General features: G+C 34.9%; 8 protein-coding genes. 7 read left to right on the forward strand and 1 reads right to left on the reverse strand.

Going from position 1 to position 10,964, the window contains the following annotated elements; all coding sequences use genetic code 11:
- Both RLT85_RS06905 and RLT85_RS06910 read left to right on the forward strand, forming a co-directional pair.
- Nucleotides 1–381 carry a RidA family protein gene (locus RLT85_RS06905; RefSeq protein ID WP_311401310.1) on the forward strand — a complete coding sequence of 127 codons (381 nt, stop codon included), beginning with the start codon at nt 1–3 and terminating at the stop codon, nt 379–381.
- An 89-nt stretch (nt 382–470) separates the two neighbouring features.
- Entirely contained in the window at nt 471–2,195 is a 1,725-nt protein-coding gene (locus RLT85_RS06910) for a sodium:solute symporter family protein (RefSeq protein WP_311401311.1), read from the forward strand.
- A gap of 142 nt (nt 2,196–2,337) precedes the next feature.
- Here the strand turns inward: RLT85_RS06910 and RLT85_RS06915 are convergent, their stop codons facing one another.
- The gene (locus tag RLT85_RS06915; protein ID WP_311401312.1) at nt 2,338–6,747 is read right to left on the reverse strand and encodes a translocation/assembly module TamB domain-containing protein; all 4,410 of its coding nucleotides are present in this window, start codon (nt 6,745–6,747) and stop codon (nt 2,338–2,340) included.
- Between the two features lie 184 nt (nt 6,748–6,931).
- Between RLT85_RS06915 and tsaD the strand changes: the two genes are divergently transcribed.
- The 5 genes from tsaD to RLT85_RS06940 are packed head-to-tail and all read left to right on the forward strand — an operon-like array spanning nt 6,932 to nt 10,963.
- The gene (gene tsaD, locus RLT85_RS06920; protein WP_311401313.1) at nt 6,932–7,954 is read left to right on the forward strand and encodes a tRNA (adenosine(37)-N6)-threonylcarbamoyltransferase complex transferase subunit TsaD; all 1,023 of its coding nucleotides are present in this window, start codon (nt 6,932–6,934) and stop codon (nt 7,952–7,954) included.
- A gap of 1 nt (nt 7,955) precedes the next feature.
- Nucleotides 7,956–8,663 (forward strand): 16S rRNA (uracil(1498)-N(3))-methyltransferase, encoded by a 708-nt coding sequence (locus RLT85_RS06925; RefSeq protein ID WP_311401314.1) that lies wholly within the window; start codon nt 7,956–7,958, stop codon nt 8,661–8,663.
- A gap of 33 nt (nt 8,664–8,696) precedes the next feature.
- Nucleotides 8,697–9,335 (forward strand): DUF4159 domain-containing protein, encoded by a 639-nt coding sequence (locus RLT85_RS06930; protein ID WP_311401315.1) that lies wholly within the window; start codon nt 8,697–8,699, stop codon nt 9,333–9,335.
- Nucleotide 9,336: 1 nt separating this feature from the next.
- Nucleotides 9,337–9,858, forward strand: a complete 522-nt coding sequence (locus tag RLT85_RS06935; protein WP_311401316.1) for a TrmH family RNA methyltransferase — start codon at nt 9,337–9,339, stop codon at nt 9,856–9,858.
- A gap of 16 nt (nt 9,859–9,874) precedes the next feature.
- Complete coding sequence (locus RLT85_RS06940) at nt 9,875–10,963, forward strand: AI-2E family transporter (protein WP_311401317.1); 1,089 nt, start codon at nt 9,875–9,877, stop codon at nt 10,961–10,963.
- Nucleotide 10,964 lies beyond the last annotated feature (1 nt).

The raw sequence follows: 10,964 nt of genomic DNA on the forward strand, positions 1-10,964 counted from the left end.
ATGAAGAAAATTATTAAAACCCCACACGCTCCTGCTCCTATTGGACCTTATAATCAGGCTGTTTTGACAGGAAATACATTATACACGAGCGGTCAAATTGCCATAGATCCTAAAACCAATGATTTGGTAACAGACGATTTAGAGAAAGAAACGCATTTGGTAATGCAAAATCTAAAAGCAGTTTTAGAAGCAGCAGAAATGACTTTTGAAAACGTCATTAAAACTTCCATCTTTATAAGTGATATGAATAACTTTCAGCAAATCAATAATGTCTATGCCACGTATTTTGACGAAGAAACAGCCCCAGCGCGAGAAACCGTAGAAGTAGCTAATCTTCCTAAATTCGTGAACGTAGAAATAAGTGCCATTGCAGTAAAATAAATTGGTTGCAAGCAAAAAACATTTCTAATCTTCCTTGACGGAAAAAATGATTTTTTTAAGTAGATTTATTTTTCAGTAAACATCATCCCATGGTATTATCTACATTAGATTGGCTGCTTATCATTTCCTTTTTTGTCATCAGTCTTTTGGTGGGCGTTCTCGTCTATAGAAAAAGTAGTAAAAATGTAGATAGTTTTTTCCTTAGCGGAAGAAATATGCCGTGGTGGCTTTTAGGAGTTTCCATGGTTGCTACTACTTTTGCTGCAGACACTCCTGGTCTTGTTGCTGGAATCGTTCGAAAAGATGGCGTTTACGGAAACTGGATTTGGTGGTCTTTTCTCCTTACCGGAATGCTTACCGTCTTCTTTTACGCTAAACTTTGGCGCCGAAGTAACATCACCACAGATTTAGAATTTTATGAAATCCGCTACAGCGGAAGAAGTGCTGCTTTGCTACGAGGATTTAGAGCTCTTTATTTAGGTGTATTTTTTAATATAGTTATTATGGCAACCGTTTGTTTGGCAGCCATTAAAATAGGACACGTTTTATTTGGTTTTTCTGAAGTACAAACTTTAGTCATCGCCTCATTAGTGACCGTATTCTATTCACTGCTTGGCGGCTTAAAAGGCGTTCTCATTACAGATTTTATTCAGTTTTTTATTGCGATGGTAGGAAGCATTTGGGCTAGCTATTACATCATTAACCTCCCACAAATTGGCGGACTAGAAAATTTATTAACTCACGAATTAGTTCAAGATAAAACACCATTTTTTCCAGACTTTTCTCAGCCAGAAATTATTATCCCGCTGTTGATTATTCCACTTTCTGTACAATGGTGGAGTGTTTGGTATCCTGGTTCTGAACCAGGCGGCGGTGGTTATATTGCCCAGAGAATGTTGGCGGCAAAAGATGAAAAAAATGCCGTGTTGGCTACCTTATTTTTCAATATAGCTCATTATGCATTGCGCCCTTGGCCTTGGATTCTTATAGGTTTGGCTTCGCTAATTATTTATCCAGATTTAGAAAGCTTACAAACCGCTTTCCCAGATTTAGGTGCTTCTTTTGTAAAAGATGATTTATCGTATTCTGCCATGTTGGTCTTTTTACCTTCTGGCTTATTAGGAATTGTAATTACCTCTCTCATCGCTGCTTTTATGAGTACCATTTCTACGCACCTCAATTGGGGAAGCAGCTATGTGGTAAACGATTTTTACGCTCGCTTTGTCAACAAAAATGCTTCAGAAAAAGCCAAAGTAAGAGTCGGGAGAATTTCTACCATAAGCATGATGATTTTTGCGGGCTTACTTTCTCTCATTTTGGAGGAAGCCAGAGATGCTTTTAATTTATTGCTACAAATTGGCGCAGGAACTGGTTTATTGTTCATTCTGCGGTGGTTCTGGTACAAAATCAATCCGTATAGTGAAATTGCGGCGATGTTATCTTCATTTCTTATCGCTATTATTTTCTTTGTGAATAGTAAGTTAGAATCGCCTTGGTTGGAGATTGCTTCGCATTGGCAGTTGGTCATTGGCGTAGTGATTACTACCATAGCTTGGGTAAGTGTAACTTTATTAACCCAACCTAGCGATCAAAAAACTTTAGATAGATTTGATGCTTTGGTATTTGGTGAAGGAAAGTTTAAACACATCAACTACAAAATTGGTGCTTTCCTTTTAGGAACACTCGGCGTTTATGCAAGTCTCTTTGGAACGGGATTTATCATATACGGAGATTTTCTAGAAGCAGGAATCTCTTTTGTAGTCGCCCTCATTGGCTTTCTTTATCTCGTTAAAAACTGGAGTAAGATTGTTTAAATTTTATTATTTTCTGATAGAGAATCAAGACCCGCCCATACTGAAACATTACTTTTGAGCGGGCCATTTCGTTGTTAGAGTTAAGAATCAAGACTAAAGTTTTAAAGCAAGTTTAATGATAATTGCCTACTCTAGAAATCGGTTAATCTATTCCGGGAAATTGAATATAATCTGGCGCTAGAGATTTAGGATTTTCTTCTACTTCTTCTGGGATTTTCTTCTCTTTTTCTGTCTCTTGATTCAGCATTTTTCGAATCAATTCTTTAAACGTATCAAAATCTACCGAATAAGAAAGTCCCACGCCTTGTGTATATCCCAATTGTTCCCCTATATATTGTATGTTATTTTCTCTATTAAAAAGCTTAGCTCTAAGCGTTCCATCTTCATTCAGCAATAAATCTATCTCTACATTTCCTACCACTACAGATTCTGTAACTCCACCAACAGGAACTCCCACTCTTCCGTTAAGCAAAATTCGCTTGCTAATTTGTGTACTAAGTGTTATTCCAAAACGGTCTGCTACATCTTGATCTTGAGTTCGCGCGCCTTGAACATAATTAATTCCTACTTTAAACTTTCCATCTTCATCACTAAAAATATCATCAAATAACCCAGAAGCTCTTTCTATTAATAAATTGCCTGGAGCTGCATTTTGTCCCGGTGCATTCTGACTGTAAAAACTACCTTGAGTAATTAAGGATAAGGCTTGCAACTCTGTACTTTGCCTGTCGCTAATTCTATATTCCAATTCAGATTTTACCACGGAACTCAGATTGGGGTATTCAATGTCAAAGCTTAAATCGGCTTCTGTTAATTCTCCTTCTAAATTGATAAAAACTTCTACAGGAATATTTCTATTTATCGTTGGATTTTCTAGTAAAATAGCGGGATTTGCAGAAGTTTCATACATAGCTCTCACATTAAGATTAGCTCGAGTTGGGCTCCCATCCCAAGTAAGGTTTCCGCCAGAAACTACCTGAAATTCCTTTTGTACCAAACCACCATACTTGAAATTATATACGCCTTCATAGGCGACGAAATCTCCCCACATATTAAACTTTCCGTTGGTATTGATCTCTATCAATATAGTTCCTGCCCCGCGGCCACGCAGAGAACTTCCACTATTTTGATCTACCACAATCTCCACTTCGGCATCATTGGTCACATCCAAATCAAACACCAACTCTAAACCTTTTACAGGTTTGGTCTCAATTTCTTTCCCCTGTTCTCGAGCTATTTTTTCTTCCCTAGTTAGAAAGTAGATAAACGAATTATCTCCAATAGTTTCTGTATCATTCAACGGGATTTTAAATATAGTTCCTTTCTCTGTTTTTGCATTTACCGTTATCTTTAATTCATCTGTGGGACCTTTTATAGAAGCGCTTCCATTGATAAAACCAGTTCCGTAATAAAGGGATTCCTCTGTTGCTTCCGTATCTAAAACAAGTAATCTATCTGGTGCATTAATGCTTAAATCTAGTTCCCATTTAGAAAATTTTTGATGAGAAATAGTTCCGTTAAGAACTCCTTTTGTTTTATACTTCACATCGGTAACATCAATTTTATTAAACAAAAACTCTTGGTTTGAAAGATCTACAATAGCATTTTGCTCAAAATCTAGATCTACGTTTAAGTACGGAATTTTAGCGCCGGCTTTCTCTAGCGTTAATCGCCCAGAAATATCTGGGTTACTATAATCTCCAGAGATTTTTGCTTGCCCTGAGGCTTCTCCCCTAATATTAGAAATTACATCGCCACCTAAAGCACTAAAAGCATCTAATTTAAACTTGTCTAGATCTACAACTAAATCTATATTGGAGTCTTCTGCGCTTACATTAATTCCGCCTTTGGCTTTTAAAAATTCATACTCCTCATTTTTCAATATGACATCAATTTGATACGAAGTAAGCGATTTATTTCCTTCTATAGAAAGGTCTAAGTTTCCATAATCTGTATCATTAATCGATACATTTTTTATGTTTAGAGAACTACTGGGGTAATAAACTCCTTTCTTCTGAAGAAAATTAAGCTCTCCGTTAACGATTCCGCCAAGATCTAGACTGTCTAAATATGGCGTAATCTTCTTTAAGTCTACTTGAGAAAAATCTGCGTGAAAGTTTTTATAGGTAGAATCTGTAAGTTCTCCACTGAATTTAATTAATTCATTTTTGTGAGAAATTAGCAAGGTATCCAACTCAAACGTCTTGAATTCATTATCAAATACTAACTTTTGATTTTTAAGATTTTTCTGATTCAAATACCATTTGGCTTCTTTAAACTTAAAATTTGATTTTCTAAATCCAACTACAGATTTATTATCTTCATTAATCGTATGGTAAAAACTCAAGTTAAAATCGTCATCATTATTTTCACCGCCCTTAAATTCTGTACGCACAAATAAAGTATCGCGTAAGGTTACATTAATCAGGTTAAACTTAGAAGCATTATAAAATTTGGTAGAAATACTATCTACTTCTACATAAGCGTTAAATAACGGATTAGAATTGTCTATTTGAACATTAATCTCTTCCAATTTATTTTTAAAGATTTCCATTTCTGGCGACTTAAACGTTAGTTTAAATTCATCTTCTTCAGATTCTACGCTTCCGCGGATAAAAGTATTTGACGAAAGTTTTACATCTGGTGAAACCACTTCTACAATTTTATTATAGATATCAAAATTGAAATCTAAATATTGATTGGATTCAATAGGAATAGGCTCATAATTGGCATATAAATTACCTATGGAGTTTTTAAACAATGCAGGCACCTCCCTTAAGTTAAATTTCCCCACTACTTCCCCACTAATAATATCTGGAGAATTTATGGTAATTTTCCTCACCTCTTCTTTAAAACTAGAGGTTACAATAAATTCTTCAAAATTATAGACCGTATTTTGATTTTTATAGGAAGCTCCTTTGAGTAAAATTTCACCTTCGGCGTCATCTATGGTGGTTCCGCGCATATTCATTTCCACATTTCCTTTAAAGATGGCAAGTGTATCGCGATTTACAAAATTAAGTCGGTACAAATCCGCGTAAGCCACATGAGCATTAAAATCATACACGTTTTGCTCCTCGGAAACATCAATTAAACCATTAAAATCAAATTGCAAATTGGGATCATCGATGACTAAATTTCCATTAAAATATGGATTTTTCAAAGTACCTGATACCTTTATATTTTTATAGGTATATGCATTAAAGCGCAATTTTTCAATGTTTCCGTTAAGTTTAGTATTTAAGGTATTTGGATTAAATCCTGTGCCGTCTACTTTTAAGTTGAAGCTGGTTTTTCCTAATTCGTCATACCCTAGAAGTCTTCCTAAATTAAAATCTTTAAAAACAACATTGCCTTTATAAGTAGCAAAATCGGGGTCATTTAAAGCTCCTAAATCTACTTTTAAAATGGCATTTCCCAATTGGCTGTTCACTCTAGAATTGGTAGAGATTGTAGTGGGAGTCGCTTTTATATATCCGCTAAGGTTAATATTTCCTATTTCTATAAGTTCCCTGGGCAGCGTGTTTCCCAATACTCGCGGCAGCAAGTTGACCAAATCATAATAATTGGTCGATAACTGATTAAAATCTCCTTCTAACACAAAGTTACTAGGATCCTGTGCCAGCATATTTTTTAGATTCAGGTTTCCATCTATAACGCTACGATCCATGCCCCGCATGTGCCAGTTTTCTAAATTAAGATCGTTTAAAGTTCCAGAAATATTTCCTTCAAATGTAAATGTTTTTTCCTTCCCAAACTCTTCATAGAACACTGTTAAATCATTGGTACTTATGGAGGACGTCTGCAATTTAGCTTCTAGCTGCACCTCATTTTCAAAATCACTAAAATCTTCGGGATCCTTATACTTAAATTTTAAATCTCCTACAATCGACGATTCTTCTGTCTTTAAAGAAAGGTCTTTTAGACGCATTAGCTTGGACGTATAGGAAAATTTGGTTTGAAGATTTTTGATAGGAATTCCTCTTGCTTCCATTCCGTTTAAACTATTTATATCTACATACACATCACTATTATCTACCAGTAAATTATACGCATTGATGTTGAGATTATTTAAATGAACTAAATTAGGAATATCATTATTCTCGTCTACAAAAGTAAAGGTTCCATCCAGCACTTGAATGTGATCAATGGTTAAGGAAAAATCGCTGGTTTTAGGTTTTCCGCTATTAAATTTTTCTGAAAAAATATTGAGATTATCTCTCTCTTCTCCTTTGTATCGTTTAACATGGAGCTTGAGTTGGTTTACTTCCGCATTAGCGAAATCTAAATCATATCCTGTGAGTAGTCCTGGAATATTCAGTAACGAAGTTTTCAATTCTTTGGCGCTAATCAAAGTGTCTTGATGGTGATCTGCGATAAAAACTTGGTCTAAAACTACCCTCCCATCGTAAGAAATACTTACATTCTCGACGTCTATTTTGGCATCGTATTTTTCATAAAGAATTTGCGTCACCTTATTCGCCGTAAAAGTTTGCACACTAGGAATGGAAAATACCAATATCAACAACAAGAACAGCAACAAAATTGCCACGATGACCCGTCCTAATATTTTGAAAAATTTTTTAATGGAGTTTCTGATTGAATTGGTTTACATGAAAAAGAATAATCCTAAATTTGTTTGCTTTTACCCAAGCTCGTAACTTCGTAAGTATACGATTACAAAAATAGGTAGCTTTAGCAACAATATTAACAATTTTTGTGCCTAATATTTCATAATGAACACACAAAATATCTATATTCTTGGCATTGAGTCTTCTTGCGATGATACCGCCGCAGCGGTACTACACAATGCTAGTATTCTTAGCAATGTAGTTGCCACGCAAGAAGTGCATCAAAAATATGGTGGCGTAGTGCCAGAGTTAGCGTCTAGAGCGCATCAACAAAATATTGTGCCCGTTATTGATCAGGCTATAAAAGAGGCTGGAATTACAAAAGATCAAATTTCTGCGATTGCGTTTACACGAGGCCCTGGTTTAATGGGCTCTTTATTAGTAGGAACTTCCTTTGCTAAATCTATGGCGATGGCTTTGCAAATTCCGTTGATTGAAGTCAACCATATGCAAGCGCATATTTTGGCTCACTTTATAGACGATGCTAGCGAGCGCAAACCAAATTTTCCGTTTTTAGGACTAACTATTAGTGGCGGCCATACGCAAATTGTTAAGGTAGAGGATTACTTTAAGATGTCTGTAATTGGCGAAACTCTAGATGATGCCGTAGGAGAAGCATACGATAAATGCGGAAAAATGTTAGGTCTTCCCTATCCTGGCGGTCCTCTCATTGATAAATATGCGCACGAAGGAAACCCTAAAGCTTTTGCGTTTACAAAACCAAAAGTAGACGGACTTAATTTTAGCTTTAGCGGATTAAAAACTGCGGTGTTATATTTTTTACAACGAGAAGAAAAGAAAAATCCGCATTTTATTGAAGAGAATCTAAAAGATATTTGTGCTTCTTTTCAACATACGGTGGTGAATATTTTACTCGACAAGCTTAAAAAAGCGGTAAATGAAACCAAAATTAAAGAAATCGCTATTGGCGGAGGTGTTTCTGCGAATAAAGGAATTAGAGCGATGCTAAAAGAACAAGAGCAAAAAAGAAATTGGATTGCTCACATTCCCAAATTTGAATATACGACAGATAATGCCGCTATGATCGCCATTGTTGGACATTACAAATTTTTACAAAAAGATTTTACAGATTCTTCCATATCTGCAAAAGCAAGGTACAGTATTTAATATGCAGTTATTCTATCAAGAACATATTCAGCCAGTAGACAAAAACATCGTTTTTACTAAAGAGGAAAGCAGGCATATTGCTAAAGTGCTTCGTAAGAAAGAAGGCGATATATTGCACGTTACCAACGGAAAAGGTTCTCTTTTTATTTCCAAAATTCTTCAGGCAAACCCGAGTCAATGTCTGGCTAGCATTAAAGAAGTAAAGCAAGATACGCCCAGACCTTATGGTTTACATTTGGCAGTAGCACCTACCAAAATGAACGATAGATTTGAGTGGTTTTTAGAAAAATCCACCGAAATTGGTATTGATAGCATCACGCCTATTTTATGTGATCACAGTGAACGTAAAAGAATAAAACCAGAGCGTTACGAACGGGTTTTACAAAGCGCTATGAAACAATCCCTTCATTATCGTTTACCTCAATTGAATCCGTTAATTTCTTTTTCTGAATTTGTCCAAAAAAATGCGAACGGAAACTGTTTTATTGCTCATTGCGAAGAAACAAATAAGAAATTGTTATCTAAATCCATTCCGCTTCAGCAAAATTATACGCTTTTAATTGGTCCTGAAGGAGATTTTTCTATTTCAGAAATTGAATTGGCATTAGAAAATAATTTTCTTCCCGTAAGCTTAGGAAATACACGTTTAAGAACAGAAACTGCTGCTATTGTTGCGACACATACGTTTGCGATAGTACACGAATTATAAAATAATTTCTATCTTTAAAATATAAATCTTTTTATGCGTTATCTTCTTGTCTTTGTTATTTTATTTTCTGGAAACCTTACTGCACAAAGTGTAGCGGTTTTAAAATACAATGGCGGTGGCGATTGGTATGGGAATCCCACTTCCTTGCCCAATTTGGTGAAATTTTGCAATACAAATATCCAAACCAAAATAAGTACGCAAATCCCAAATGTAGAACCTTCTTCTCCAGAACTTTTTGACTATCCTTTTATTCATATGACTGGTCATGGAAATGTTTATTTTAACGCCGAAGAAGCGCAGAATTTAAGAAATTATCTACTTAGCGGAGGCTTTTTGCATATCGATGATAACTACGGAATGAATCAATACCTAAGAAAAGAATTGGTGAAAATTTTCCCCGATAAAGAGTTGCAAGAAATTCCGGCTACACATCCTATTTTTTCTATAGTTTTCCCTTTCCCTGACGGCTTACCAAAAATTCATGAACATGATGGAAACCGACCTCAAGCTTTTGGACTTTTTGAAGATAACCGACTCGTATTGTTATTTACGTATGAAAGTGATTTAGGAAATGGCTGGGAAAACCCAGAGATTCATAACGATCCCGAAGAAGTGCGATTAAAAGCCTTAAAAATGGGTGCTAATATCGTAACATACGCCTTTCAAAATTAATATGTCTAGACAACTTACACATACCGAAATAGATTTTGAAAAAGAGAAATTTCCTATTGTTCTGATTACAGATCGTATTTCGAGTCCAGCAAATTTGGGGAGTTTATTAAGAATAGCTGATGCGTTTCATATCGAAAAAATTATGGTACTCGATTCGGTCATCGATCTCAACAGCAATCGTCTTAAAAGAACGGCGAGATCTACCGAAAAAATAGTAGATATTAATTTTTATGATAATTTGGAAGAAATTCTGCAAGAAATTAATAAAGAAGATTACCAATGGATTAGTTTAGAAATTACAGAAGATAGTTTTCCAGTTTCTGAATTAAAATTAGATTTTACCAAAAAAATAGCATTGATTGTAGGCGAAGAACGTAGTGGCGTTCACGAAGATTTATTGGCGTTGAGCAAAAACATCGTACATATTCCTATGTTTGGCAACAATAGCAGTATGAATGTAGCACAGGCTGCTGGGATTTGTTTGTATGAGATGACAAAAAAAATAATCGACAATCGCAATTAAATAATATATTTACGCTATGAGAGCAAAAACAATTACGGTTGGTATTTTAAGAGCATTAGGAGTTATTGTTGCTATTCTTTTGTTTTGCGTATTTATTTATATGATTCAATCGGTAATTGTATATATCGCCATTGCGGCTGTAATTTCCTTAGTAGGAAGGCCAATTGTTCGTTTTCTTAAATACCGATTAAAAATACCTAATAAACTTGCCGTTATAATTGTATTACTTATGGTTTCTGCCATTTTTGTAGGAATTATCGCGCTTTTTATACCAATTGTCGTTCAGCAAAGTGAGAATTTAGGGCAAATTGATTTTAATGCCTTTAAAAACGATTTAAACGAATTAAATATCCAAATAAAAGAATATTTAGGAGTTCAGCAAATAGATATTATACAAGGTCTTCAACAAACTAGTTTTGTTCAAAATTTTGATTTAAAGGTAATTCCTAATTTTATGAACCTCATTTTTGGAGGTTTAGGAACTGCCTTAATTGGAATTTTTTCAATAATTTTTATCTCCTTTTTCTTGCTAAAAGACAGTAAACTAATGCTCAACAGTATTTTAGTTTTTGCAAATCGTGGAGACGAAGGAAGGTTTAAAAGAGTTTTCGAGAAAATTAAAGCACTGCTCTCGCGCTATTTTGTAGGTCTTGTTCTACAAATATTTGTTTTATTCATTCTCTACTCTTCTTTATTAATGATTTATGACGTAGACAATCCCATAGCTATTGCTTTTATTTGCGCGTTTTTAAATATTGTTCCTTATTTAGGACCTTTGGTTGCAGGAGTTCTTATGATGCTCTTTGTAATTTCTAGTAATTTAGGAGCAGATTTCTCTTCCGTGATTCTTCCCAAATTAGCTTACGTTATGTCGGGTTACGCAATAGCACAACTCATTGATAATTTTATCAATCAACCTTTAATTTTTGGGAAAAGTGTGAAGTCACATCCATTAGAAATCTTTTTAGCCATTCTTATTGCAGGTCTTTTATTTAATATAATAGGGATGATTGTTGCCATTCCACTTTACACCGCTCTTAAAGTAATTGCTAAAGAAGCATTTAGCGAATACAAAATCGTGAGAAACCTTACCAAAGACTTATAAT

Source organism: Mesonia ostreae (genome assembly GCF_031845265.1).
Classification (GTDB): domain Bacteria; phylum Bacteroidota; class Bacteroidia; order Flavobacteriales; family Flavobacteriaceae; genus Mesonia; species Mesonia ostreae.